The sequence below is a fragment of the Moraxella sp. VT-16-12 genome (genome assembly GCF_002224245.2).
Taxonomy (GTDB): domain Bacteria; phylum Pseudomonadota; class Gammaproteobacteria; order Pseudomonadales; family Moraxellaceae; genus Moraxella.
Genome location: NZ_NKHK02000001.1, coordinates 128,620 through 153,422 on the forward strand (window position 1 = coordinate 128,620; position 24,803 = coordinate 153,422).

At 43.8% G+C, this 24,803-nt stretch carries 25 protein-coding genes; 13 read left to right on the forward strand and 12 right to left on the reverse strand.

The features are described from left to right. Nucleotide 1 precedes the first annotated feature (1 nt). From CEW93_RS00605 to CEW93_RS00635, 7 genes are all read left to right on the forward strand, one after another. Entirely contained in the window at nucleotides 2-2,152 is a 2,151-nt protein-coding gene (locus tag CEW93_RS00605) for a type IV pilus secretin PilQ (RefSeq protein WP_089541079.1), read from the forward strand. A gap of 126 nt (nucleotides 2,153-2,278) precedes the next feature. Next, nucleotides 2,279-2,875: a shikimate kinase gene (locus tag CEW93_RS00610; RefSeq protein WP_089541080.1), complete on the forward strand. Its 597-nt coding sequence runs from the start codon at nucleotides 2,279-2,281 to the stop codon at nucleotides 2,873-2,875. Between the two features lie 19 nt (nucleotides 2,876-2,894). Then, entirely contained in the window at nucleotides 2,895-4,010 is a 1,116-nt protein-coding gene (aroB, locus tag CEW93_RS00615) for a 3-dehydroquinate synthase (RefSeq protein ID WP_089541081.1), read from the forward strand. A 3-nt stretch (nucleotides 4,011-4,013) separates the two neighbouring features. Continuing rightward, nucleotides 4,014-5,000: a hypothetical protein gene (locus CEW93_RS00620; RefSeq protein ID WP_089541082.1), complete on the forward strand. Its 987-nt coding sequence runs from the start codon at nucleotides 4,014-4,016 to the stop codon at nucleotides 4,998-5,000. Between the two features lie 15 nt (nucleotides 5,001-5,015). After that, nucleotides 5,016-5,648 (forward strand): carbonic anhydrase, encoded by a 633-nt coding sequence (locus tag CEW93_RS00625; RefSeq protein WP_089541083.1) that lies wholly within the window; start codon nucleotides 5,016-5,018, stop codon nucleotides 5,646-5,648. Nucleotides 5,649-5,669: 21 nt separating this feature from the next. Beyond that, complete coding sequence (gene gloA, locus CEW93_RS00630) at nucleotides 5,670-6,200, forward strand: lactoylglutathione lyase (protein WP_089541084.1); 531 nt, start codon at nucleotides 5,670-5,672, stop codon at nucleotides 6,198-6,200. A gap of 132 nt (nucleotides 6,201-6,332) precedes the next feature. After that, a complete protein-coding gene (locus CEW93_RS00635) occupies nucleotides 6,333-7,103 on the forward strand; it encodes a transferrin-binding protein-like solute binding protein (RefSeq protein ID WP_146416620.1) in 771 nt (256 codons plus the stop codon). 81 nt (nucleotides 7,104-7,184) lie between these two features. Here CEW93_RS00635 and CEW93_RS00640 read toward each other — a convergent pair whose 3' ends face one another. From CEW93_RS00640 to CEW93_RS00655, 4 genes are all read right to left on the reverse strand, one after another. After that, on the reverse strand, nucleotides 7,185-7,976 hold the full coding sequence (locus tag CEW93_RS00640) for a transporter substrate-binding domain-containing protein (protein WP_089538640.1): 792 nt from the start codon (nucleotides 7,974-7,976) through the stop codon (nucleotides 7,185-7,187). 71 nt (nucleotides 7,977-8,047) lie between these two features. Then, nucleotides 8,048-8,809 (reverse strand): transporter substrate-binding domain-containing protein, encoded by a 762-nt coding sequence (locus CEW93_RS00645; protein ID WP_089538639.1) that lies wholly within the window; start codon nucleotides 8,807-8,809, stop codon nucleotides 8,048-8,050. Between the two features lie 9 nt (nucleotides 8,810-8,818). Then, nucleotides 8,819-9,652 carry a transporter substrate-binding domain-containing protein gene (locus CEW93_RS00650; protein WP_089538638.1) on the reverse strand — a complete coding sequence of 278 codons (834 nt, stop codon included), beginning with the start codon at nucleotides 9,650-9,652 and terminating at the stop codon, nucleotides 8,819-8,821. 37 nt (nucleotides 9,653-9,689) lie between these two features. Continuing rightward, nucleotides 9,690-10,475: an ABC transporter ATP-binding protein gene (locus tag CEW93_RS00655; protein ID WP_089538637.1), complete on the reverse strand. Its 786-nt coding sequence runs from the start codon at nucleotides 10,473-10,475 to the stop codon at nucleotides 9,690-9,692. A gap of 175 nt (nucleotides 10,476-10,650) precedes the next feature. Between CEW93_RS00655 and CEW93_RS00660 the strand changes: the two genes are divergently transcribed. The 4 genes from CEW93_RS00660 (at nucleotide 10,651) to CEW93_RS00675 (ending at nucleotide 13,192) form a co-directional block, all read left to right on the forward strand. After that, a complete protein-coding gene (locus tag CEW93_RS00660) occupies nucleotides 10,651-11,466 on the forward strand; it encodes a heme ABC transporter permease (protein WP_089538636.1) in 816 nt (271 codons plus the stop codon). Between the two features lie 13 nt (nucleotides 11,467-11,479). After that, on the forward strand, nucleotides 11,480-11,698 hold the full coding sequence (ccmD, locus tag CEW93_RS00665) for a heme exporter protein CcmD (protein WP_089538635.1): 219 nt from the start codon (nucleotides 11,480-11,482) through the stop codon (nucleotides 11,696-11,698). Between the two features lie 4 nt (nucleotides 11,699-11,702). Continuing rightward, nucleotides 11,703-12,239, forward strand: coding sequence for a cytochrome c maturation protein CcmE (gene ccmE / locus CEW93_RS00670; protein WP_089538634.1), 537 nt, complete (start codon nucleotides 11,703-11,705; stop codon nucleotides 12,237-12,239). A gap of 65 nt (nucleotides 12,240-12,304) precedes the next feature. Continuing rightward, entirely contained in the window at nucleotides 12,305-13,192 is an 888-nt protein-coding gene (locus tag CEW93_RS00675) for an EamA family transporter (RefSeq protein ID WP_089538633.1), read from the forward strand. Nucleotides 13,193-13,215: 23 nt separating this feature from the next. Here the strand turns inward: CEW93_RS00675 and CEW93_RS00680 are convergent, their stop codons facing one another. The 5 genes from CEW93_RS00680 to CEW93_RS00700 form a co-directional block, all read right to left on the reverse strand. Then, nucleotides 13,216-13,410 (reverse strand): hypothetical protein, encoded by a 195-nt coding sequence (locus CEW93_RS00680; protein ID WP_143822737.1) that lies wholly within the window; start codon nucleotides 13,408-13,410, stop codon nucleotides 13,216-13,218. 75 nt (nucleotides 13,411-13,485) lie between these two features. After that, nucleotides 13,486-13,926 carry a hypothetical protein gene (locus CEW93_RS00685; protein ID WP_089538631.1) on the reverse strand — a complete coding sequence of 147 codons (441 nt, stop codon included), beginning with the start codon at nucleotides 13,924-13,926 and terminating at the stop codon, nucleotides 13,486-13,488. 51 nt (nucleotides 13,927-13,977) lie between these two features. Then, nucleotides 13,978-14,826 (reverse strand): DUF3025 domain-containing protein, encoded by an 849-nt coding sequence (locus CEW93_RS00690; protein WP_089538630.1) that lies wholly within the window; start codon nucleotides 14,824-14,826, stop codon nucleotides 13,978-13,980. A gap of 50 nt (nucleotides 14,827-14,876) precedes the next feature. Next, nucleotides 14,877-15,782, reverse strand: coding sequence for an alpha/beta hydrolase (locus CEW93_RS00695; protein ID WP_089538629.1), 906 nt, complete (start codon nucleotides 15,780-15,782; stop codon nucleotides 14,877-14,879). 57 nt (nucleotides 15,783-15,839) lie between these two features. After that, nucleotides 15,840-18,077 carry a FepA family TonB-dependent siderophore receptor gene (locus CEW93_RS00700; protein ID WP_370511926.1) on the reverse strand — a complete coding sequence of 746 codons (2,238 nt, stop codon included), beginning with the start codon at nucleotides 18,075-18,077 and terminating at the stop codon, nucleotides 15,840-15,842. A gap of 231 nt (nucleotides 18,078-18,308) precedes the next feature. Between CEW93_RS00700 and CEW93_RS00705 the strand changes: the two genes are divergently transcribed. Both CEW93_RS00705 and CEW93_RS00710 read left to right on the forward strand, forming a co-directional pair. Continuing rightward, nucleotides 18,309-19,451 carry an 8-amino-7-oxononanoate synthase gene (locus tag CEW93_RS00705; protein WP_089538627.1) on the forward strand — a complete coding sequence of 381 codons (1,143 nt, stop codon included), beginning with the start codon at nucleotides 18,309-18,311 and terminating at the stop codon, nucleotides 19,449-19,451. After that, nucleotides 19,442-20,221 carry a methyltransferase domain-containing protein gene (locus CEW93_RS00710; protein WP_089538626.1) on the forward strand — a complete coding sequence of 260 codons (780 nt, stop codon included), beginning with the start codon at nucleotides 19,442-19,444 and terminating at the stop codon, nucleotides 20,219-20,221. Before CEW93_RS00705 ends, CEW93_RS00710 begins: the two co-directional genes overlap by 10 nt. Here CEW93_RS00710 and CEW93_RS00715 read toward each other — a convergent pair whose 3' ends face one another. The 3 genes from CEW93_RS00715 to CEW93_RS00725 all read right to left on the reverse strand — a co-directional run bounded on the left by CEW93_RS00715 (nucleotide 20,222) and on the right by CEW93_RS00725 (nucleotide 24,711). Further along, nucleotides 20,222-21,847 carry a VWA domain-containing protein gene (locus CEW93_RS00715; protein WP_089538625.1) on the reverse strand — a complete coding sequence of 542 codons (1,626 nt, stop codon included), beginning with the start codon at nucleotides 21,845-21,847 and terminating at the stop codon, nucleotides 20,222-20,224. It abuts the gene before it with no gap. 8 nt (nucleotides 21,848-21,855) lie between these two features. Beyond that, nucleotides 21,856-23,670, reverse strand: coding sequence for an AAA family ATPase (locus tag CEW93_RS00720; RefSeq protein WP_089538624.1), 1,815 nt, complete (start codon nucleotides 23,668-23,670; stop codon nucleotides 21,856-21,858). 156 nt (nucleotides 23,671-23,826) lie between these two features. Further along, entirely contained in the window at nucleotides 23,827-24,711 is an 885-nt protein-coding gene (locus tag CEW93_RS00725; protein WP_089538623.1) for a class II glutamine amidotransferase, read from the reverse strand. Between the last annotated feature and the right edge of the window lie 92 nt (nucleotides 24,712-24,803).

A 24,803-nucleotide genomic window follows, 5' to 3' on the forward strand; every position in this document is an offset into this window, starting at 1 on the left:
AATGACTTTTTTCAAACACAAATCCGCTTTTGCTTATTCCGCCCTAGCAGTTGCTACCGTCATGATGGCACAAGCCCATGCTGCGGTGATTCAAGGTTTGTCCGCCACCCAAGTTTCAGCAGACACCACACAACTGCGTATTAAGTTTGATGGCACACCTGTCTCCCCAACCGCTTACCAGCAAGCAGGTTCAAATCAGCTTATTTTGGATTTTAACCAAGTAACCAGCAGTGGCTTGCCCCGCAATATGCCGATTAACCGTGGCGTGGTTAATAATGTAACCGCTTTAAACAGCAAAAATGTAACCCGCTTGATGGTGGGGTTAAATGGTACGGCAAACTATTCAAGCTCTGTTGATGGCGATAATTTGCTCATTAATGTGGTGGGTCAAAATCCACCATCTGCCATGGCAACACCTGTCATGCCTGCTCCTGCCAGCATGGTACAAGCAACTCCTGTGGTGCCTTCCACGCCTGTAATTCCCGCTGCTGGCGAGCCGATGAACGTGCGTGTTAATCCTTTGTTGGCACCGCAAGCAGGTTCAATTGGCAGTAGTTTTTATGATGGGGTTTCTGCCATCAATTACTCAGGTAATGGCAAAAATGGCGGCAATATTACAGTTGCTTTGACCAATGAAGCTGTGCCAGTAGATGTGCAACGTCAAGGCAATAAAATCGTCATTCGCACACAAGGGGCGACCATTCCCCGCCATCTGCTTCGTCAAATTTCAGCAGGTGGACTGGTAACAGGCGTGAATGCGGTAAACCAAGGACAAAGTGGCATCATCACCATTAATATGTCTGGGGATTATGAATACCAAGCCTATCAATCAGGGTCAAGCTTACACATTTCTGTGATGCCACCTAAGCCTGTTAAAGCACCCACCTTAGAAGAGCGTACTTATACAGGCGAACCTTTGTCAATGGCGTTTCAGGACGTATCAGTGCGGACGGTGTTAGATGTGCTTGGTCAGTTTACTGATACCAACATTGTGGCAAGTGATAATGTTCAAGGCAACATCACCCTGCGTCTTATCAATGTGCCTTGGGACCAAGCTTTGGACATCATTTTAAAAAGTAAAGATTTGGATAAACGCAAAAATGGCAACGTGATATTGGTTGCTCCTGCCAAAGAGTTAAAAGACGCTGAGCTTGCCACCTTAAAAGCCTTAGAAGAAGAAAAGAGTTTGGCACCTTTGCGTACAGAATACATCCGTCTAAACTATGCCAAAGCAGACGATGTGTTAAAACTGATTGAAGATGCTCGCTCGTCAGGTTCTCGTAGCAATGATGTGGGTAATGCGTCTTTGTTGGCATCCAGCAAAGGGGTGATTACGGTTGATGCTCGTACCAATACGTTGATTGTCAAAGATACCAGCGAAGGCATTAACAGCATGCGTGCGTTGATTGAGAAAATTGACATTCCTGTGAAGCAAGTGATGATTGAGGCTCGTATCGTTACAGCATCCGAAACGTTCGCTCGTGAGATTGGCGTACGTTGGGGTGCTAATAAAGGCTCATCAACCAATCCATTTTCTCTAAAAAGTGGTAGCCCAACTAATTTATCTGTGGATTTAGGCACATCTAAGGGTATAGGTGGTGGCTTGACAGTAGGGCTATTAAGCATCAGCGATATGTTGCTTGATTTGAGTTTGTCCGCCCTAAAAACCGAAGGTCGTGGTGAGATTATCTCAGCACCAAAAGTTTTAACTGCCGACAAACAAAAAGCCCGCATTTCATCAGGCAGACAAATTGCTTATCAAGAAGCGTCTGCCAGTGGGGCAACCTCGGTTAGCTTTAAAGAAGCCGCTTTGACTTTGGAAGCAACACCAAACATCACCCCTGATGGCAAAATCTCCATTCAGCTAGATGTGCGTAATGGCGACACCACAGGTGAAGTTTATGCAGGTGTGCCTGTCATCCGAGAAGACAGAATCAGTACCAATGTTGTTTTAGAAGATGGTCAAACCGTGGTGTTAGGTGGCGTGTTCCGTGATAGACTAGAAAATAATGACCGTAAAGTGCCATTTTTGGGAGACATTCCGGGGGTGGGACGTTTGTTTAAATACGATGGCAAAACAGTGGATAAATCCGAACTGCTCATCTTTATCACGCCACGACTTGTTAATGACGGCATCAGTCGTATCAACTAAGGCAACTACAAAAAGCGGGCAAATGCTCGCTTTTTTTTGTGTTTTCGTGGGCTGATTGCAAAAATATACTAGAAAGATACGCTCAAAGATTGTATCATAAGCCATTTTAAATCAGTGATAACATATATGCCTTTTGATGAGAATTCTGCCATCATAGAAGACGTTGTGGTAGAAAAACCCAAAACTGCTTTATCCCAAAAACTACCATCCATATTTTTGGTAGGACCGATGGGAGCAGGTAAAACCACGATAGGCAAGCTGCTTGCCAAGCATTTGGGGCGTACTTTTATAGATTGTGATTGGTATATTGCCGAGCAGACAGGGGCGGACATTCCGTGGATTTTTGAAAAAGAAGGCGAGATGGGTTTTAGGGAGCGAGAAACCAAGGCTTTATCTGAATTATCGGTCATGTCAAATATTGTCATGGCAACAGGTGGCGGAGCGGTTGGTCGCCCAGAAAACAGACAGCTCATTAAGCAAGGTTTGGTGATTTATCTTGATGCCAGTGTGGATACTCAGCTTGCTCGCACCAAAAAAGACAAAAATCGCCCCTTGCTCCAAAATGACAATCCCAAGGCCATCTTACAAGCATTGTACGAAAAGAGAAGTCCGCTATATCAAGAAGTTGCTGACATCATCATACCAACAGGCAAGACTTATCCAAAACAGATGGTGCATGATATTTTGCAGATATTAAGCCAGTATGCCAACGCACATAAATAACAAACAGAACCCGATTAAGATGAATATTTTTAAGACTTTAACCGTTCACACCCAAAGTCATGATTATCCCATTTTTATTGGCGGTAGTGATGATGGGGTGGAGTTTACCGAGCCATTATTGCCTTTTATTCGTGGCAAACAGGTCATGATTGTCAGTAATGACACAATCGCCCCTTTGTATTTGCAAAATCTTAAAAATGCCCTACAAGACCAGTCGCTGATTGTGGCAGAATGCGTGTTACCTGATGGCGAGCAATACAAAAATCAAGAACACATCAACGCCATTTACGATGCTTTGATGGAACATCATTTTGCCAGAGATTGCACGCTCATCGCCTTAGGTGGTGGTGTGATTGGTGATATGGTGGGTTTTGCAGCAGCAAGCTTTATGCGTGGGGTGGATTTTATCCAAGTGCCAACCACTTTGCTGGCTCAGGTGGATTCATCGGTAGGTGGTAAGACAGGCATTAATCACCCTTTGGGTAAAAATATGATAGGGGCGTTTTGGCAACCTAAATGCGTTGTGGCAAACATGAGCGCTTTTGATACACTACCCATGCGTGAATTTAGTGCAGGCATGGCAGAAGTGGTCAAGTACGCTTTAATTTTTGATAAGGATTTTTTGACATGGCTAGAACAACACCAACAAAAAATCATGCAAAAAGACGGTCAAATATTGAGCGAAATGGTTCATCGCTGTTGTGATTATAAAGCTAAAATCGTCGCTGATGATGAGCGAGAATCGGGAGCAAGAGCCTTATTAAACTTTGGACATACCTTCGGACACGTCATTGAGACGCACATGGGTTATGGCAACTGGCTACATGGAGAAGCGGTGTCAGCAGGCATGATGCAGGCAATGGTGATGTCCTATCAGATTGGATTGCTTGAAAAAGCGGACGTTTTGCGTGTGGCAAAACTTTTGACGGCGTTTGATTTGCCAATTTATCCACCACAAATCTCACCTGATGTGGCACTTAATCTGATGGGGCATGACAAAAAAGTCGCCCAAGGAAAAATTCGCTTGGTGCTTCTTAAATCTTTGGGACAGGCCTTTGTAACGGCAGATTTTAAGATGGATACCTTATATCAAGTGCTAACAGGAATCAATGACCATCTGGACAATCAGGAGTAAATCATGTCATCTAGTGTCTCACAGATTCGTGCCGAAACTCGCAGTCGCACCCTAAGATGGTTTGCTCTTGCGGTAATTTTTGCGTTGGTGTGGGTGATTGTTTGGCTGATGAGTGATACGCCAAAATCCATGCAAACCACCAAATCTGCTGACATCACCAGTCAAGATTTGCCATTACCAACCAGTATTGATAAATTTGAGCAGTTTGCCAAAGAAGTGCCTGTGGTGGATATTTCTAGTACAGTTGTGCGTGATATGCGTAACTATCCTGCTGAATTTAAAGATAAAAAATTTTTTGACAAACATCAAAATCGCTGGACGGTACAAGTGATGAATGTGGCTCAAAACGACATCATCACAGGTTATCTAAAAGGGCGACAAGACCGTGATAAGTTTGCTTATTTTCGTTATAGCACTGGCAATGAACAGCGTTATATCCTAACTTATGGCATCATGGGCAGTCGCCAAGAAGCCTTAGGAGCGATTAAAACGGTGGATTTTGGCTTACCCCAAAGTGTAACCCCTGTTACTGAACAGATGAGCCGTTATTTGCAGATGATTGACAATTATGAACGCACCGAAGAGATTGTAGATTCTGCACCAAATGCCCCACGCAAAATTAAATTGCAAGCAACACGCAATGAAATTCCTGCTGTTGCCCCCAAAGAAAAAGAAGTTAGAAAAAAAGAAGATGCCCCAAAACAAGCTTCTCAAAAACAAGCCACCAACACACAAAAGCCTGCTGAAAAGCCCCAAACTAAGCCAAAATCGGACAATGCAGAGCCTGCCAAAGAAGCCCCTAAAAAAGCACCAACCCAAGCACCCAAAGAGCGTGAACGCAAGCAGGAACGCACCGAAGAGCCACCAAAAAGAGCAGTAAAAGAAAAAGAAGACAGCCCAAAACCTGCTGAACCTGCACCCAAAGCAGAAAAAGAAGTGGCAAAACCGATGACAGAAACACCCAGCGTCCCCGGTTCGTCCGAAGATTGATGGTAAAGGATAAATATGACACCAGCCAATTTAGATGCCCAAACGGTACTAGACCAGCTAAAACAAGGCAATGAACGCTACATTGCCAATCTTGCCAGCCGTCAGCCCATCAAAGTGCCACCCCCTGAGCTGGTTAGAGAGCAAAGCCCCAAAGCCATCATTTTGGGTTGTTCCGATGCTCGTGTGCCAGTGGAGATGATTTTTGATCAACCTTTGGGAGAGTTATTTGTCATACGTGTGGCAGGCAATGTGGTTGCCCCAAGCCAAATCGGCTCCATAGAGTTTGCGGCTGAAAAATTTGGCACACGACTTGTGGTGGTGCTAGGTCATAGCAACTGTGGTGCGGTGAGTGCTTGTGTGGAGACGCTTGTTAATCCTGAGCAGTATTATTCACCAAACCTACAATCCATTGTGGATAGAATTCGCCCCAGCGTTTATAATTTGCATGAGATTTTGACGGCCAATGATGGTGATGTGGACATGGACGAGTTTATTGACCGTGCCATCAGAGCAAATGTGCGTATGTCAGTCAGTCAGTTAAAACACGGCTCACGCATTTTAGAAGATTTGGTCAGCGATGGCACACTGATGATAGTTGGGGCAGAATATGATGTTGCCACAGGTAAGGTTAATTTTTTAAAAAGCTAATTTGGAGTTTGAATAGAAATGATGAGTATCTCACAGCCTGCCAATGCCTTGGTGGTTGATGGTGTTAAAGACATTGCCCGTGTGTCAGAAGGCTTTACCTTTAACCACACCATGCTACGCATTAAAGACCCTGTTAAATCGCTTGAATTTTATACAGGCGTGCTTGGCATGACCTTACTTCGCCACAGCCAGTATCCTGACGCAAAATTTGATTTGTATTTTTTGGCGAAACTTACCAAAGATGAGCGTGAAAATTTGCCAAACGTTGATGATTTGACGGCTTATGTGTCTCGCCAGCGTGGGATTTTGGAGCTGACACATAATTATGGCACAGAACACGATGTCAATTTTGCTTATCACAACGGCAACAGCGACCCACGTGGCTTTGGGCATATTTGTTTTGCTGTACCCAATCTTGATGAAGCGGTTAAATGGTTTGACCAAAATCACGTTGTGTTTCAAAAACGCCCAGAAGATGGCACAATGAAAGACATTGCTTTTATCAAAGACCCTGATGGTTATTGGGTGGAGATTATTGAGCTAAAACCTTAGCTGTCATTTGTGGGTATTATTTTAGGTTTATTTTTCAAACCTTATTGCCAAAGTGGATTTTTTGTTGTAAAGTGAAAATTGTCCCAATTTGGAACATTTGTTCGCTTTTTTCATATTTTATAAGGACTGTTTATGAAAAACCTTTCTCTTTCTATTCTGGCTGTGTCATCAGCAGTTGTGCTTGGTGCATGTAGTAGTAATTCAGATGGGCACGGACATAAGCCAACAACGCCTATGGTTAATCCAACCAATCCAACCAATCCAACCAATCCAACCAATCCAACCAATCCAACCAATCCAACCAATCCAACCAATCCAATAATTAATCAAAATATCATGGGTCAAGCCATAATTTTCAAGAATGGGACTAATGAGGCAAGATTAACTAATTTAAATGCAAATGACATTAATCATCTGAATATTGATGGTAAAGTTTTTCAGTTGTCAGGTGGTATGTCCAAGGATGGTTTTAGTTATTATTCTGATGATGATTATTATGGGCAGATTGGTCATCTAAATTATGCTAGATATGGATATTTAGGTAAATCATCTGGCATTGAATACAGTTTTTATCAAGGCGAGAGAACGCCTGTGGCAAACATGCCCAATCAAGGTGTAGTAAACTACTTGGGTCATTATATTTATGGCGATGCCCTGACAACACGGAAAGGAAGGGTTGAATTTAAGGCTAATTTTACTGAGAAAACCATGATTGGCACTAGTGAAACCAATGCTGCCCTTAATTTTATTGCTGACATTAAAGGCAACACCTTTGTGAATGATGGCAGTAAAACGGGTATTCAGGTAGATGGGGCATTCTTTGGCAATAACGCCGAAGAGCTCAGCGGCATCTATATGGATAAAAATGAAAAATTTGCAGGTGCATTTGGGGCGAAAAAATAACCCAAATACACCATCCAAACAAAACCCCATAACTTCGGTTGTGGGGTTTTAATCGTGCAAAAAGATAAACCAAGCAGGCGTTTAGTTGCCAGATTTTGACAACATCTCTTCACCAAAATGCTTGACAATCAGCTTATCATAAGTGCCATCTGCTTTAACGTCAGCTAAGGCTTGATTAAATTTGGCAAGTAGCTCGGTATCATCAGGATTGACAGCGATGGCAAATTTATCGTTGATGTCAATCTCATCACCTTTAAGCTCAAAGTCTTTACCTAAATCGCTTTTTAGCCATGATAGGGCAGGCAGTTTATCGCTCACCACAACATCACTGCGAGACGCCCCCAAATCCAAAAACGCCCCATCAAGTGTCGGATACAACTGTGGCTTGATGGCAGGGTGGGTTTGAGCGAGCCACTGACTGGCGATGGTTGAGCCTTGGGCAGCGATTTTGGCGTTATTGAGCTGTTCGGCGTTGGTGTGGTCAAAGGCTTTATCTTTATGCCCTAAAAACACCAAGGTGTTGGCAAAATACGGCTCACTAAATGCCACCTGCTTAGAGCGTTCAGGCGTAACTGACATGGCGGAGACGATGGCGTCATATTTGCCTGTTTTTAGGGCAGGGATAATGCCGTCCCATTCTTGGGCGGTGATGGTACAAGTGGTGTTCATTTTGGCACATAAGGCGTTTGCTAAATCCACATCAAAGCCTGCCAACTTGCCATCATTGGTGGTGTAGTTAAAGGGAGCATAAGCTCCTTCGGTGGCGATTTGTAGGGTTTGAGTATCTGTGTTGGTGGTTGTGCTTTCTTTGTCGTTACAAGCGGTTAAACCCAACACACCAAACAATGCCAAAGTTAATAGGGGATATTTCATTGTGTCGTCCTTATCATCAATCAATAAATGGCAAATGGGGCAAGTGATTTGCCCCATTTTATGACAAAAGATTATTTGTTACCAAAATATTTGCTAACAATTTCATCGTATTTGCCATTGCTTTTTAGGCTTGCCAAGGCGGTGTTAAATTCGCCTTTGAGTGGGTCGCCCTTACGCACAGCGATAGCAACTTGGTCGTTGATGTCAATCGGTTCGCCTTTGATTTCAAAGTTTGCCCCTGCTTCTGTTTTTAGCCAGTCGGACACAGGCACAAAATCAGACATCATATAATCAATCCGCCCTGCACTCAAATCTAGATAAACGTTGTCTTGTTTGTCATAGGGTTTGATGGTGGCTTTTGGCTGATGTTTGGCAAGATACTCGCCTGATAAAGTAGATTGTTGTACGCCGACAGTTTTGCCCGCCAAGCCATCAAGGGTTACTGTTTCGCCTTTTTTGCCCACAATGACTAGTTTATTATCAAAATAAGCGTCCGAAAAGTCCACCACTTCTAGTCGTTCGGGCGTAACAGACATGCCTGCCATGATGGCATCTGATTTGTTGGCATTTAGACTTGGGATGAGGCTATCCCACTCTTGGGCTTGAATGTCGCATTTGGCTTTTAATTCTGCACATAAAGCATTGGCAAGGTCAATCTCAAAGCCCACTGCTTGACCTGTGTTATCCAAATAACTAAATGGCTTAAAACTTGTTTCAGTGGCGATGATGATGGTTTTTTGGTTGTCTTGTGGGGTGGTGGTTTCTGTTTTTTCACCGCCACAGGCACTCATTAGCATGGCACATAGACCTATGGCACATAGTTTGGCTTTCATGACATCTCCTTATGAGTTGGTTTTAGGTTGGCTATCGGTGGGCTGACTGTCAGCAGTTGGGGCATCTTGATTGCCAAAACTTGCTTTTTCTAGCTCACCAAGTTTGCCATTGGCTTTTAAGGTGGCAAGTGCTTGGTCAAATTCACCTTTTAATGGGTCGCCTTTGCGTACGGCGATGCCTAGGTTGTCGTTGTTGTCAATCTCATCGCCCACCAAGCCAAAGCCATCATTATTTTGGGCAAGCCAATCGCTAGCGGATACTTTTTCTGCCATGACTGCATGATTGCGACCTGCTTTTAGGTCAAGATAAGCGTTGGTGTAGGTGTCATAAAGCTGAACACGGTTGCCATCTTTGCCATCATATTTTTGGCTGATGTAGTCTGCTCCTGTGGTGGCACGCTGACTGCCAAGCACTAAGTTTTTGATGTTGTTTGGGTCAAATGAGCCGTCATTTTTGGCAAGCCAAACGATGGTGTTACTAAAATAGGGTTCACTAAAATCCACCTGTTGCAAACGCTCTGGGGTGATGGACATGCCTGCGATGACCGCATCATATTTTTGAGTCAAAAGCCCCGGTAACAACCCATCCCATTCTTGGGCAACAATGGTGCATTTGGCTTTGATTTCTTCACAAACGGCATTGATGACGTCCACATCAAAACCAACAATTTTGCCATCTGATGTGGTGTTGTTAAACGGTGGGTAGTTGGCTTCGGTGGCGATGACCAGCGTGCGTTCACCGTCTTTGGTGGGCGTGTCTTTTTGGGCAGTATCGTTGCCACAGCCTGCCAAAACTACGGTTGCAATACCCAGACATAGTCCAAGTTTATGAAAAGATGACATAATCATTCCTTACCTAGTGAAAATAAAATTTTAAAAATCAGCGATGAGACGCCATAAATTCACGCACACGCTCAGATTTGGGGTTGTCAAACACTTCGCTTGGCGACCCCATCTCTTCTATGCGTCCTTGATGTAAAAATACCACCGTGTTTGAGACTTCTTTGGCAAATCTCATGTCGTGCGTAACAATCAGCATGGTACGCCCTTCGTCTGCCAGCTCTTTGATGACAGCCAGCACTTCATTGACCAGTTCAGGGTCTAAGGCAGATGTTGGCTCATCAAACAAAATCACCTGTGGATTCATCGCCAAAGCCCGAGCGATGGCAACACGCTGACGCTGACCGCCTGATAGGTTGTCAGGATAGGCATCTTTTTTGTCAGACAAGCCAACTTTGGCAAGTAGGCGTTCAGCTTGGGCAATCACTTCGGCTTTGGGGATTTTGAGAACTTGGGTAGGGGCTTCTATGATGTTTTGTAGTATGGTTTTGTGTGGCCATAGGTTAAAATTTTGGAACACAAAGCCAATTTTTGAGCGTAATTTTTCTAACTGTTTGGGATTTTTGGCAACCAATTCACCTTTTTTTGGTGTGAGTAAAAGCTCGTCATCTCCCACAAAGATTCTGCCTTGGCTGGGTTTTTCTAGTAGGTTAATGCACCGTAAAAAGGTGGATTTGCCTGAGCCTGATGACCCTAAAATGCTAATCACATCGCCATCATGAGCGGTCAAAGACACGCCTTTTAGAACTTCTAATGAGCCAAAATTTTTATGAATGTCTTGCAAATCAAGCACAATGGGGCGGTCGGTGGTGGTCTGTGTGGTCATAGTTACTTAAAAAATGTATAAACCTATATTAAAACCTAAAACACCCCAAAAAGGCAACTAGTTTTTTGATGATTTTAAAAAATTCATCAACGCCATTGGTCGCCAAAAATATGAAAAATCACCTAACTTATGGTATAATTAAGAAATTTTTATAAAAATTTTCGTCGGTGTTGCCATGTCAAATACACTTCAATCTCCACCAAGCTCCGCCCCAAAAAATACTGACATTGGGTTTTTTGGGCGATTGTGGCAGGGGTTTTTGACGAGTGTGGGGACAGAGCGATTTTTTAAGATGTTTTCGCCGTGGGTCAAGTGGTTATTTGCCATTGCAGGGGTGCTTTTGACTGTGGGGGCAGTATGGGGCTTGGCATTTGCACCACCTGATTATCTACAAAAAGACAGTTATCGCATTATTTTTGTTCATGTGCCAACCGCCAGTCTTGCCATGAGTATTTATTTGGCGATGGCGGTTTTGGGCGTGATATTTTTGGTGTGGAAAATCAAAACTGCCAATATTGTCGCCCAAGCCATTGCTCCGATTGGTTTTGTGGCGTGCGTGCTGAGTCTTTTGACAGGCTCTATTTGGGCTAAGCCAACCTGGGGAACATACTGGGTGTGGGATGCTCGCCTGACCAGTATGCTGATTTTGGCGTTTTTGTACGCTGGGGTTATGGCGTTGTTTAGTGCTTTTGAGCACAGCCAAAACCGTGGCAAAGCAGCGGCGATATTGTCTATTGTTGGGGCGGTAAATTTACCAATCATTAAATACTCAGTGGAGTGGTGGAATACACTACATCAAGGGGCGACATTTACCGTAACCAACGCCCCAAAAATGCCTGCGGTGATGTGGGTGCCATTGCTTATCATGATTTTGGGTATGTATTTTTTTGTGGCAGCTCTTGCCATTTATCGTACCAACTCTTTGATTTTATTGCGTGAACATAATAAATCTTGGGTGGCCAAATGGCTGTCCGACAACCAAGCCAGCTAAAAGGTAGCAAGCGATGAGTCCTTATTATTCTACATTGTCTGAATTTGTCCACATGAATGGCTATGGAAGCTATGTCTGGGTGTGTTATGGGTTGGTGTTTGGCTGTCTTTTTTTGCTCATCATTCATGCAAAAAATGAACGTAAATCCGCCATTGCCAAACTGACGCGCCAAAAACAAAGCGCCAAACTGACCAACAAACAACGCAAACAAATCCTAAATTCGCCATCGTGATATTATGAATAACGCACGCCAAAAAAAACTCATGTGGGTCATTTTTATGCTGATTGGCACTGCCATTGCTGTAGGGCTGATACTTTATGCCATGAGACAACAGACGGATTATTATTTTGACCCAACTGCCATCAGTCAAGGCAACGCCCCACAAGACAAACGTATCCGAGCAGGGGGCATGGTGGTGGGTGGTTCTGTCAAAAGAGACCCAAATGACCCTTTAAATGTTCAATTCACCATCACTGACTACAAAGCGAGCGTGCCTGTGGTGTATCGGGGAGTGCTACCTGATTTGTTTGCCGAAAATTCAGGCATTGTGGCAACGGGTAAACTTCAAAACGGCACATTTGTCGCAAGTGAAGTGCTGGCTAAGCATGATGAAAACTATATGCCCCCAGAAGTTGCCAAATCCTTAAAAAATGAACACGCCGAGCGGGGTACGGACGTTAATAATGGTCAATTTGTCCCTGCCACAACGATGGCGGAGATAGATGAGCGTAATGCCCAGAACGGTTCACCCCAAGATGGTTTAACCAAATGATTACTAAGCGTGGTTTTCCACGCTTTTTTATGCCAAGGTAGGTAAAAAAAACATAAGGACATATCATGAACAACACCGATAAACTCATTGCTTTGGGCGTCGTGTTTGCATGGGGCATTAACTTTATGTTTATGAAGTTTGCCTTAGATGACATCAGCCCTGCGGTGCTTGGTTGGCTAAGATTTACCTTTTTGTTGTTACCTGCTTTATTTTTATTAAAAAAGCCTCCTGTGGCGTGGCGATGGTTGATTTTATATGGATTGACCATGAGCTTTGGGCAGTTTGGTTTTATGTTTTTGGCGTTGTCTATGGGTGTGCCAACAGGATTGTCTGCACTGGTACATCAAAGTCAGGTGTTTTTTACGGTGATGTTGGTGGTGGCGGTGTTTGGCGAGCGTATCCGTGCCAATCATTTGGCAGGTATGCTGATTGCAGGCGTGGGGCTGTTTTTGATTGGGGTGGGGCAGTACCAAGGGGGCATGGGTTTGACGGGGCTGTTTGTGGTGATGGCAGGGTCGCTGTCGTGGGCGGTGGGTAATTTGGTCATCAAAAAAATCAGCACCACTCAAACCATCATCAATCCCGTCTCGCTGGTGGTGTGGGGCAATGTTTCCACTTGGGTGGCGTTTGGTTTGCTTGCTTTTGGTTTGTATGGTGCAGATGGCATGCTTGCTCAGGTGGTTGGTTTGCAACCATTGGGCTGGCTAAGTGTGCTGTATTTGGCGTATGTGGCAAGTTTGCTTGGTTATGCAGGTTGGGGAGATTTGCTGGCTCGCTATCCTGCCAGTCAAGTTACGCCTTTGGCATTGTTGGTGCCTGTGGTGGCTCTTTTGACAGGTTATGTCATGCTTGGTGAAAGACTTGGCACATGGCATTGGGTGGGGATTGTGATGGTGATGGCAGGGCTGATGGCACACGTTTTTGGACTGCGTGTGTTTGGTATCAAAAAATAACAACGCCCATCAGGGCGTTTTGGTTATTGGGCGGAAACGACATCTTTGGCAAACTGGGCAGGTTCACCGTCCTTAGTACCATCTTCGGTGGGATAAATGGTGTTGGGCTGTGTGGAAAAACTGCTTTGTTTGTTCATGATTTTATCGGCTGCGGTGGTCATGGTGTTGCAACCTGTCAAAGCGACAGTCATCACGGTAAATAGAGCAAGGTGTTTCATTGGTATCTCGCGGTTGGTGAATTTGACTAAAATCATGCACAAATTATGCCAAAAACTAAACTGACAAACCACACATCAGCGAAATAACACCCCATTTATCACAAATGCCACGCTCCATAGACAAATCAGTCCCACATGAAGTCCCATCATTTTTAAGGTGCTGTCTGTATAAATGCCCGCGTGCAGATATTTGATGATACGAAAACGTGCGTGTAAAGCGGTCAGTACGGTCAAAGCTAGCCAAGTGAGTTTGCCATGAATGAGTGCGGTCAAAAACCCCATTGGTTCACCCCACATGGTTATCGGCATAATATCATTCATCATATAAATGCCTGTCAAAACCTGCACGCCAAGAGCGGCCATGCCAAGCGGTTCATAGCTTTTTTCAAATTTTAAAAAGCCATCTATGTCGTTTTGGCGGATAAAAGTCGGCATAAGGCGAATGAGCAAATATAAATGTCCACCCACCCAAATACTTGCCCCAAATAAATGTAATATCAAAGCAATTTGATGCATGGCTAATTCTCTTTGGCTTGCAATTAACAAAATGTACTAATTGTCTGAATGTTATTTTTTACGTCCTTTTCTAAATACAAACGGGTCATCATAAAATTGTGGATTGTGATTATCCCAAAAATATGGCACGCCCAAAATCGGCAAAGGATTTAATTGCCTTGGTGTAACAGTATCTATCAAAAGTTTGTCCATTTCAATGGACAATTTGTTGTCTAATAGGGCAAGTTGTTTATCAATTGGTAAACCAAAAAATGGTGTGTCCATTTTTATTATCATTGTGTGGCTACATAAAGATTTATAAGGATTGATGAGCTGTTCTAAGAGTGCATGACCAAAAATAAATACTTTGGCTTTTTTGTGATGGGTGCTGTCATGATGGTTGTACCAATGGGAACGATGGTTAATTAAGCAGGTTTGCCAATCAAACTGGGTCAATGCTCTGCCAATCTCATCGCCAATGTCATCATCACTGACCACCAATATCGCCCCGTTTTCATCAAAGACAGTGATGGTGTCTCGTACTCGGTTGCGTTTATTGGCGGTGGTGTCATCATTGATGTGTGCCAGATGTTTGGCGTTTAGTAAGGCTTTGGTTTTGGGAAAGGCTTGCCAGATACACGCCCCAAACCAATCATGCAGATTGTCCCTTGTGGGGATTTTTTGGTATTGACCGATATGAGCTTCATAGGCGGTGCCGTGTTCTAGGTCGTTTTGGTGGGTGAATGATAATGGCCGATTTTGGTGATTGACAAGCATAATGCGACGACCATCAAAATACTTATTGAGCCAATGATATAAAGGCAACTTGCCACCATCAGCAAAGCTTGTATGAATGTTTTGAAGATGAAAAAGCCAAGGGGCGGATAAATCAATGCTGCGAAAATCTGATAAAAATGACATGGCGTGTGTCCAAATCAGCTATTTTATACCTTTTTAAACATCATGCCAAGTTAGCACAATCGGTCTGCTTGACAGATGGTGTAGGCTAGGGTTAGTCCTTGTATGAGTGATGGGTAGGCATTAAGACCGTGGCTGTGGGCTTGATTTAGGGCAAAGTTTACATGGGCATTTGGCAGTTTATTGTGTAAAAATTGGTACAGAACATAAGCGTCAGCATCGGTCAGCGTGCTTGTTGGTGCATCAGGATTTCTGTGGTGTGCAGTCAGTTCCTGCTCACCTAGGGTGATGAGTATGCGGTTGATGTTGGGTGTGGGGCTAAAATTATCTTGATGTTGATAAATACTTTTGTGATTCCACCAAATAGACGGGCTGGCGATGACATAGTTATCAAAACTCTTTGGGTGATTAAACAAAGCATATAACCCAAACAGCCCCCCATAAGAATGTCCCCAAAGCGTGCGATGATGAGCATTAATGCCAAAGTCTTTGTCCAAGCGTGGTGTCAGCTCATGTGTGATGAATTGATAAAAATGCTCTGCTCCCCCAAACATTGTCTGTTCGCCCTTGGGAGCAGGATAGGTATGTGATGGTGGCGTGTAGTCATGAGTGCGGTTTGGTATGTCAAATAGTCGCTTGGTGGTGTAGCCAATTCCCACGACTAAAAAAGATTTTGGGTGGGCTTGGTTGGGTCTGCCGTGTAGCATTTGAGCGATGGATGACGAAGGAGCAAAAAAAGCATTGCCATCTAACACATACACCACAGGATAGCCATTTTTGGGCTTTTTGCCGATGGTTGCCACTTGAACAAGATAATCTTTGTTTGTCCATGCAGAATGAATGATTTGTTCGTGGCTGTTTAATAAAGTGGCAGGTTGCCAATTTGCTGGTGTGTCCATTGTGGCACAACCTTGTAAGGCAAGAAAAATCAAGCTGGTGCTAAGTAGTTTTTTCATCATGTGGTGTCTGTCAAGTTAAAAATGAAAAAGAGCGGAATAATCCGCCCTTGATAGTGCTTAAAATTCATATTTTAAGCTGGCAAAATAAGACCGTCCTGCTTCATTATAGGTTTGGCTGATGCGACTATCACGCAGTTTTTGTTTGTCAAACACATTGTTGATGCCGATACGTCCGCTAATATGGTCATTAAAGCGATAGCCAGTATTGACCGAAAATATTCCATAGCTTGGAATGTCTTTGTTGTGTAACAACCCATCTTTGGTGTGGTTTTCAATGTTGTTTTCAGCAAACTGACGACTTTTTTGGCGACCGTATTGGGTATAAGTGGCGTTGATGTCCCAAAGGTCGCTGACATCGTAGCCAAACGTGGCATTCCATGTGTAGGTGGGAATGAGTGATAAAGGATTGTTGGTACGTTTATCTACGGATTTTATCATGTAGGTTAGATTGTTGGTCAAGCGAATGCCACCATGTGTCCAAGTCAGATTGCCTTCCATGCCTTCCACCACGGCTTTGGGGATGTTTTCCCATTTTAGCAAGTTGTAGGTCATGTTGGTGGTTTTGCCATTAGCCCCAGTATAAGGGAGCGTACGACCGCCTTGTAAAGTTGTGCCAGCATTGATTTTATCTTTATAATCGCTATGAAAATACGTCAAACTGGCGTTGATATTGTCTTTTTTAAACTGAAAACCCAACTCACTGTTAATGGCGGTTTCAGGTTTAAGATGGTCATTGCCTTGTAATACACACCATTGACCTGCTGGCACAAGCCCAATGGGGCAACCATTACCGCGAGTGCCAAGCAAATAACCAGGTGAGCTTTGATAGAGATTGGGGGCTTTGTACGCTTTTGCTATGCCTGCTTTGAGTGTCCAGTGTTCGTTTAGATGGTGGCTTAGGTTGATGGCAGGGCTGATGTTTGAGCCTGATTTATTGTGATGGTCATAGCGAAGGGCAAGCACAAGATGGGTATTGTTGGTCAGTTGTAGGTTATCTTCGGCATAGACAGACGTGATTTGTGAAGTCATTTTGCTTCTGTCGCCTGTTACAAAAGCGGGTGCATACAAGGCATTAGGGTCAGTACCTGTGGATGTGCCTTCGTCCATGTTGGCGTTTTCATGCAGTGTGTCTTTGACGTATTCTGCCCCAAGGGTGAGTTTTTGGGGAACGCCAAGTGTCATCGGTAGAATGCTCTCGCCATGCAGTCTTAGGGTGTTAAGTTTGCTGGTCTCAAAATCAGCGTTTCTAATCACGCCCTCAGGACCTCCTGCCAATCCTTCATCTAGGCGAGTGTTTTTGGTTTGGTCATATTGAGCGGTCAATCGGCTTTCGCCCCATGCGTAAGTGCCTTCATGGGTGAGTGAATGGCTGTTTCTGTGCATGATGTTGGTTTCTGTGCCGATTAGGCGGTTAAGTAGGGCGTTGCTATTTAAAATCCCTGCTGATGAATTGGTGGAGTTGGATGTGGCATCACGGTTGGAGTGTTGTGTGTCGCCTGAGTATTTATTACCTTGGCGACCATAGCTACTATCAAAGGTTAGGCTGTGATGTGGGTTGATTTGATAAGCAAGCCTGACCCCCACATCTTTATTTTCAACACCTTCACGCCCTGCTGCACGAGCCAAATGGGTGGTGCCATTGGCATTATAATAAGGTACCAAGGGATTGATGTCAGTAGCGTCCATGTCAGTTTTATTGAAACTGCCATAAAGCCTAAAACCTAATGTGTCAGGGATAATCGCCCCACTGATGTTGGCACTGATGCGATGACTGTCGCCTTCTTTGCTATTTTCAGGTTGGTTGGTGTAAATCTCTGCTGAGCCTGTCAGCTCATTGCTGACTTTTTTGGTGATGATGTTTACCACGCCACCCATTGCTCCGTTGCCATAACGAGCGGCGGACGGACCTCTCATGACTTCTATTTTTTCAATGGCGTTGGCAGGTATCCATTGCAAGTCGCCACGAGTATCACGCTCACCACGCCAGCCATATCTTACTGAATTGCGTGAAGTGATGGGTTTGCCATCCACCAGTATGAGCGTGTTTTCAGGTCCCATGCCACGAATGTCAATTTGGCGGTTATTGCCACGCTGACCTGTGGCGGAGTTGCCTGTCAGATTGACCCCCGGCATTTTACGCACGATTTCTGAAATGTCGTTTTTAATGGGCGTACGCTCTAAGTCAGTCTCATTAATGGTAGATACGCCAAGCGACTGTTTGACTTGTCGTTCGGCGGTGGCAAATAAGGGGTCTAACACAACATGGGGTGTTTGGCTGTCAGCAACAGCATTCATGCTAAGTACGCTTAGTACACATAGGGGCAGAAGTTTTGGTTGAAATACAGACATGATTTACCCTAAACGATAAAAGAGTTACAATTATAAAATAAAAACAGCAATCATGTAAATAATAATGATTTTTTATTAAGAATTATTATTATAAAAATCGCCCCCATTTTATGATAAATGCTCTTGTCTTTTGGCGATATTTGCCCTAACATAGCCCCTTTTAAGGACAAAAAAGCAATGGATAAATTTGCCCCCTATCACAAGCGACTGACTGCTTTGCATGATGCTGGCAATGTTCGCACTTTTCGTCAGCAGACGGCGTTATTAAATTTGTCTGGTAATGACTATTTGGGTTTGGCTTGTGCCAATCTGCAACATGAGTTTATCGCCACTTATCAAAACCACCCTGATTTTTATTTTGGTTCGTCGTCATCACGGTTATTGACGGGCAATTTTACCGCTCATGATGAGTTAGAAGACACCCTACAAAAAGTCTATGGGCGTTCGGTGCTGATATTTAATAGTGGCTACCACATGAATGTTGGTATTTTGCCAGCATTGGCAGACGATAAAACGCTGATTTTGGCGGACAAATGGGTACACGCCAGCATGATTGATGGGATTTTACTTGCCAAAGAGCGTGGGGCAAAGTTTTATCGCTATGCCCATCAAAATCTAGCCCAATTAAATCAGCTACTTGATAAACATCATGCTCATTATCACCACATCATCATCATGACCGAAAGTGTGTTTAGTATGGATGGTGATGTTACGGATTTGTCAGCATTAGTGGCATTAAAACACCAATACCCCAATGTGTCGCTATATGTGGACGAAGCTCATGGCGTGGGCGTGTTTGGCAGGCGTGGACTTGGCGTGAGTGAGCAGATGGGTGTGATGGATGACATTGATTTTTTGGTGGGGACGTTTGGTAAGGCGTGGGCGAGTATGGGTGGTTTTATCGTCTGTGATGAGCTGATTAAAAAGCTACTCATCAATACCATGCGACCGCTTATTTTTAGTACCAATATGCCCCCTGTCAATGCCCTGTGGTCAAAGTTTATTTTTGATAAATCACTCAATTTGTACAACAAACGCCAAATACTGCTGGATAACGCCAGATATTTTATCAATAAAATCAAATCACTGGGCTATAAATGTCCATCAAACAGCCACATCATACCTATCATCATTGGTGATAATAAAAAAGCCATCAAACTGGCAGGTGCTTTGCAGGATAAGGGCTTTTATGTTTTGCCAATTCGCCCACCCACTGTGCCTGTGGGTACTGCTCGCATTCGGATATGTTTGACATCAGACATGACGGTGGGGCAGATTGATGCGTTTTGTGATGGACTGATGGAGCTGTCATGCCAATAAATACCAACATCAGCACCAAGCATATCGCTCATCATTTTGCCAGCTCACACGCCACTTATGCAGATAATGCCACCGTACAAAACATCATCAGTAGCAAACTGGTGCAGATGGTCTGTGATTATGTGCCAACTGCCTTAAATCGGGTGTTGGAGATTGGCTGTGGTGTGGGTAATTTAACTGACAAACTGTGCCAAAACCACGCCATCAATACGCTGTATCTTAATGATTTGTATGATAAAATCACCCAAAATCAGCCGCCGACTACTGCCAATGTACACTATCTTGTTGCCGATATTGAAACGATGGCTTTGCCTGATGAGCTGGATTTGGTGGTGTCTGGCTCATGTTTGCAATGGGTAAAAGATTTATCCTGCGTTTGCCAAAAAGTGCAACACGCCTTAGTGCCTGATGGGGTGTTTGCCTTTTCTAGCTTTGGGGTGGATAATTTTTATCAGATAAAACGGCTGACAGGGCAGGGGCTAGATTATCACACATTGGCACAGATTGGGCGGATGATACAAAGGGCAAATCTGTCATTGGAGCAGCTTTGGGAGCGACAATACACGCTACATTTTGACCACCCCCATGCGGTGCTAAAACACATTCAAAACACAGGCGTGTCAGGGGCAGGGACAAATTTTCGCTGGAATAAAAGCCGTTTGCAACAGTTTTATCAACAATACCAACAGTTTGCCATCAAAGATGATGACAGGTGGCAATATCCTTTGACTTATCATGCAATTTTTTGTGTGGCAAAAAACCAAAGCTAATCACAAAACAATCGTCTCATCACTAAAATTATCTGCCTGCCTGCTACCATTACACAGCACCGAGTACACCATACAGCGCGCTTGGTGTTTTTGGGTATGAAATTTTTGGCTAAATGTTTCTGACAGCTGACAGTCGCCATCTGAGAGCATTAAAATGTCTGCTTTTTGGTAGTCTTGCCCTGTCTTGATGATGTCTAGGGCGGTTTGTAGTGGCGTATCAAAATCTGTGCCACCGTTAAAACCTTGTTGTAAAAATGCCAATAATCCTGCCAAATTTTCTGACCCTGTCATATCAAACCGCTTAATCTGACCGCTTGCCCCAAACAGCAGCACCGATAACGAGCGTTGTTCGCTTTTTAGGATATTGGCGATGGCAAATAAAGTGGCTTTGGCTTTTAACATTGGCTGACCTGACATACTGCTTGATGTGTCCAGACACGCCACGATTGCCCCTGCTTTTTTATGCTCTTGGTAGCTTTCGTTTTCGTCAATGTGGGTAACGCCTGACAGCTGATAAGTGGTGAGATTCTTTTCAAGCAGGCGAGCATAAAACAGCATTTGCAAATCGTCATCATCAATATTGACAAGCTCGCTTGGTAGCATTCTCATCAGGTCATCGCTGTGGTGCGTGCCATGAATTTCACTGCGACTGCTTTTTGGGACTTTGATGGTGCGTTTTTTGTCTTCGGCGATATAATTACGCCCCATTTTTTTGACCAGCTCTTTGATGGCGGTGTTATTTTTCATCTCTTTGGCAAGGGCGGTAAAGTCGGTGTTGTCGCTTAGAGCTTCCAACTGTTCATAACTAAACCCATGACCGCACACCGCCAAAAACTCTGCCATTTCATCATATTTATCTGCCACTTTTTGTAAAGTCAAACAAAAGGAGTTAAGTTTGTTTAATATTTCATCAGGCAAGTTTTCGTCTTGGATTTCTTGCTCGTAGGCTTGTACTTTGGCGATTTCGTCTTTGAGCTGTTGGCGGTATTGTGGGGTTAATAAATGCCGTTTTAGCTCATTATTGATGTCTTGCCAGTTGGGTTCTGGGGTGTCTTTGGCGGTGTTGTCCCAGTCCCACAGTCGCCATTTGTTTGCCCCTAGCACACGCTTAGCGGTACTTTTGACAAAGAAAATATCAAAACTGGGCGTAACTTGTGCCGAAAAATCCTGCGACAGACAATCCACACTAAACGCATGGCAGTTACTAAACACCAAACCATAAAAGCTCTTTTCACCCACTCGTCCCAAGGCAGTATCGCCCACATCAAAACTGCCAACCGCTGTTTTATCACGGCAAGAGACATAGATTTTTTTGCCCCATTTGGCTTTTTGGGTAAAGTCGCTTGGGTCGCTCAGTCGTACCGTGCTGTCGGCGGTGGCAAGGCTATCTACCACGATGTTGGCGATTTTATCATCACCAACATAAATGCCTGAATGCTCCGCCAAAAGATACAAATCCGAGTACACCACGCTGCCTGCCACAGGGGTGGCACCATCACGAAACCGACTGTCTATAAAATAGCGAATGGGTTTAAATCCCAAATCCACCACTTTGCCAATCGCCATGCCAATGGGGCTAAATGCCGATTTAGCCATCGCTCCTAAGTTTGCCAATGCACCAAACATAACTGTCCTTATAGCCAAATGTTATTATTTAACTGCTGTTGTAAAGGAGTGTTTTGCTTTGGGTTTGGCATGGTAGCTACTTGATTGGGTGTATGAGATTGGATAGATTGAGTAGTTTTTTGTAAAACAGGTTCGTTTTTACTGTCGTCCCAGTCCCAAATATCATCAAAATTCCAACCTAAGTTATCCTCAAAACAATATAAATTAAATCGGTTGGGTTCAACCTCTTCTAAATAATAGCCAGAACGCCAGGGAGAATCATCACGTACATAAAGTTCGTTTGTTGAAATAGAAATGCTATTTTTCATTTCTTTGATTGGATAATAGTCATAATGTTCTACATTAGTTGCTTTAATATTACCCAGTGCACACCTTGTAACTGTGCTAGTACTACCATTATAAATAAACCCCGAAAATTCAATCGTAGATTCTGAATAAACTTCTGTGATTGACCCAGAGATAAAACATTGCTCGATGGTTGAATCAGAAGCCTTGAAGGCAAAACCAGCAAAATCGCCACCCATGTTGGTATCTTGTAAAGTGTTTTTGCAGTTACTGATGGTGCTGTTATTTAGCTCTTTGGCAATCCCAAAATTAACGGCATTGATACGCTGAATGGTGCTATCGCTGACTACATTAAACAGATAGCGATATTTTGTATTATAATTGATGATGCTAAATCCTTGACCGTCATAATGACCTTTAAAATCCATGTTTTTCCATTTAGTAACAGTGGGGCAGTCAATATCTGCCGTTTGTTTAAAATAATAGCCTTGTTGTCCGATATCAGGATTTTTTAGTCCCATAAGCTCATTTAAGTTACTGATAATGATGGGGTCATCTTTTGTGCCACTGCCTTGATAGCTGGCATTGCTCGCTGGTGTGGGCTTGGCGGTATTGGTGCGATTGGGGGTAGATTGACCAGAAACACCTAGCTCTTGAACGATGATGTTTCTGACTGTGGCGATATTATCAGGATTGTTCCACAGGCAATCTTTTAATAACATCACATCTGACAAATCCACCGTATCACGCCCATTGGTGATTGCAGAGATACGCATCAGATGTAATACTTTGACCAGCTTGCGGTCGGAGAGCCACTCATCGCTGTTGTCTGTAAAAGCTTGTTTGTGCTTGTGCCAAATGTTTTTTATCGCTGTTTGGACATCATCAGGGAAAGTTACGTCATGGGCTTTTTGGCGAATGTTGTCTAGCTCGTCTTTGCTTAATCGGTGGGTGTTATCTACGCTTTGGGGACTGGGTAAATCAAATAACTGCCCAATGGCATCATCATCAATATAATCCACCAACTGACGCACCAAAAAGCGGTCATATAATGCAGACAGTTCGGCTTGGTTGTTGGGCAGTTCGTTGGACGCTGCCACGAGTGTTTGTAAGGGAATGTCTTGGGTGTGCGTGCCATTGTGGTATTTGCGTTCGTTTAGTACGGTCAAAAGAGCGTTTAGGATAGATGAGCTTGCCTTAAAAATCTCATCTAAAAACACCACATTACTGGTGGGTAGATAACCATCTGTGTTACGCACAAAGCGGTCTTGTTTAAGCTCACTGATGGATAAAGGACCAAAAATCTCTTCTGGGGTGGAAAATTTGGTTAATAAGTACTCAAAATAATCATGGTTATCACTTGGAGCAAGTGCCTGAGACATACGCCGAGCAATCATGCTTTTGCCTGTGCCGGGTGGACCGACCAGCACAATATTTTCGCCAGCGATGAGTGTTAATAAGGCGGATTTAATGGCGTCTTGGCGGTTGATAAGACCGTGGGCAAGTTGGTTTTGTAGGGCGATGAGTTTGGCTTTCATGGTATTCCTTGGTGGATGTTGGTTAATAAAAATTCAAATTGTATATTGTATGGGCAAAATACAGCCAAGTAAATACGGCGAATTGATGGTTTTTTGTGAACTGGTTGTTTGTATTTTTAATAAAAAAACCATGCTGATTAGGCATGGTGTTTGGGTTTAGACACTCGCCCCCACAGAGCGAGCAAGGGCGATACCATCTTCTATGGATAGATAGGTTTTTTTGCTGGGCGTGTCCTTAAAGACCACATCACCATCAGCAAAAACCAAACATTCGTCCACCGCAAGCTGTTGCCATGTTTCATTGTTGGTCAGGGGTATGGTTACCAAGATGGTAACTTTGTCTTTGTTGGTGGTAACATCACTAAAATTCACGCTCATCTCACCATCAGAGAGCTTAGCTTCACCAAAAGGGGCTTTGCGTGTCAGATAAAACAGCAAACTGCCTGCATAAGCCAGTTGCCATTTTCCATTAGAAATCAGACAGTTAAATAAGCCATTGGCGGATAGATAGCGACATTGAGCGGTTAAAAAAGCAAATAAGGCTTCATCGGATGGGCGTGATTTAAAGGTGGTTTTTAGGCGGTTTAATAGATAACAAAACGCCAGCTCGCTGTCGGTGTCGCCCACAGGTGTGTAATGCTCAGCGTTGCCGTTGGCGTGTAGGCGTAGTGATTGGCGAATAAAGCTGTCCGTCATCTGTCCGTTGTGAGCAAATACCCACTGCTCGCCCCACACTTCACGCACAAAAGGGTGAGTATTGGCAAGGCTATGCTCGCCTGTGGTGGCTTTTCTGATGTGGGCGATGACGTTCATGGCTTTGATGGGGTAGCTATTGACCAAATCTGCCACAGGCGACAGATGGCAAGGTTTGTCATCATGAAACAGTCGTAAGCCAATTTTGCCGTTGCTGTTTTTTTCAAAAAAGGCAATCCCAAAACCATCTTCGTGATGGTCGGTTGCTCCACCACGCTGACGAAAACCTGTAAAGCTAAAACCGATGTCGGTGGGGGTGTTGCAGTTCATTCCGAGTAGTTGGCACATGATTTATTTCTTAAATTAAAAAAATTGAATACGTTTAATGTATGTTAGCAAAATAACAAGTTGACAAATTAGCAAATTATATTATAATAGAA

Excerpts from the sequence above, each read along its gene's own strand:
- CEW93_RS00605 (WP_089541079.1), top strand. The coding sequence starts at position 2 with ATGACTTTTTTCAAACACAAATCCGCTTTTGCTTATTCCGCCCTAGCA.
- CEW93_RS00610 (WP_089541080.1), top strand. The coding sequence starts at position 2,279 with ATGCCTTTTGATGAGAATTCTGCCATCATAGAAGACGTTGTGGTAGAA.
- aroB (WP_089541081.1), top strand. The coding sequence starts at position 2,895 with ATGAATATTTTTAAGACTTTAACCGTTCACACCCAAAGTCATGATTAT.
- CEW93_RS00620 (WP_089541082.1), top strand. The coding sequence starts at position 4,014 with ATGTCATCTAGTGTCTCACAGATTCGTGCCGAAACTCGCAGTCGCACC.
- CEW93_RS00625 (WP_089541083.1), top strand. The coding sequence starts at position 5,016 with ATGACACCAGCCAATTTAGATGCCCAAACGGTACTAGACCAGCTAAAA.
- gloA (WP_089541084.1), top strand. The coding sequence starts at position 5,670 with ATGAGTATCTCACAGCCTGCCAATGCCTTGGTGGTTGATGGTGTTAAA.
- CEW93_RS00635 (WP_146416620.1), top strand. The coding sequence starts at position 6,333 with ATGAAAAACCTTTCTCTTTCTATTCTGGCTGTGTCATCAGCAGTTGTG.
- CEW93_RS00640 (WP_089538640.1), bottom strand. The coding sequence starts at position 7,976 with ATGAAATATCCCCTATTAACTTTGGCATTGTTTGGTGTGTTGGGTTTA.
- CEW93_RS00645 (WP_089538639.1), bottom strand. The coding sequence starts at position 8,809 with ATGAAAGCCAAACTATGTGCCATAGGTCTATGTGCCATGCTAATGAGT.
- CEW93_RS00650 (WP_089538638.1), bottom strand. The coding sequence starts at position 9,652 with ATGTCATCTTTTCATAAACTTGGACTATGTCTGGGTATTGCAACCGTA.
- CEW93_RS00655 (WP_089538637.1), bottom strand. The coding sequence starts at position 10,475 with ATGACCACACAGACCACCACCGACCGCCCCATTGTGCTTGATTTGCAA.
- CEW93_RS00660 (WP_089538636.1), top strand. The coding sequence starts at position 10,651 with ATGTCAAATACACTTCAATCTCCACCAAGCTCCGCCCCAAAAAATACT.
- ccmD (WP_089538635.1), top strand. The coding sequence starts at position 11,480 with ATGAGTCCTTATTATTCTACATTGTCTGAATTTGTCCACATGAATGGC.
- ccmE (WP_089538634.1), top strand. The coding sequence starts at position 11,703 with ATGAATAACGCACGCCAAAAAAAACTCATGTGGGTCATTTTTATGCTG.
- CEW93_RS00675 (WP_089538633.1), top strand. The coding sequence starts at position 12,305 with ATGAACAACACCGATAAACTCATTGCTTTGGGCGTCGTGTTTGCATGG.
- CEW93_RS00680 (WP_143822737.1), bottom strand. The coding sequence starts at position 13,410 with ATGAAACACCTTGCTCTATTTACCGTGATGACTGTCGCTTTGACAGGT.
- CEW93_RS00685 (WP_089538631.1), bottom strand. The coding sequence starts at position 13,926 with ATGCATCAAATTGCTTTGATATTACATTTATTTGGGGCAAGTATTTGG.
- CEW93_RS00690 (WP_089538630.1), bottom strand. The coding sequence starts at position 14,826 with ATGTCATTTTTATCAGATTTTCGCAGCATTGATTTATCCGCCCCTTGG.
- CEW93_RS00695 (WP_089538629.1), bottom strand. The coding sequence starts at position 15,782 with ATGATGAAAAAACTACTTAGCACCAGCTTGATTTTTCTTGCCTTACAA.
- CEW93_RS00700 (WP_370511926.1), bottom strand. The coding sequence starts at position 18,077 with ATGAATGCTGTTGCTGACAGCCAAACACCCCATGTTGTGTTAGACCCC.
- CEW93_RS00705 (WP_089538627.1), top strand. The coding sequence starts at position 18,309 with ATGGATAAATTTGCCCCCTATCACAAGCGACTGACTGCTTTGCATGAT.
- CEW93_RS00710 (WP_089538626.1), top strand. The coding sequence starts at position 19,442 with ATGCCAATAAATACCAACATCAGCACCAAGCATATCGCTCATCATTTT.
- CEW93_RS00715 (WP_089538625.1), bottom strand. The coding sequence starts at position 21,847 with ATGTTTGGTGCATTGGCAAACTTAGGAGCGATGGCTAAATCGGCATTT.
- CEW93_RS00720 (WP_089538624.1), bottom strand. The coding sequence starts at position 23,670 with ATGAAAGCCAAACTCATCGCCCTACAAAACCAACTTGCCCACGGTCTT.
- CEW93_RS00725 (WP_089538623.1), bottom strand. The coding sequence starts at position 24,711 with ATGTGCCAACTACTCGGAATGAACTGCAACACCCCCACCGACATCGGT.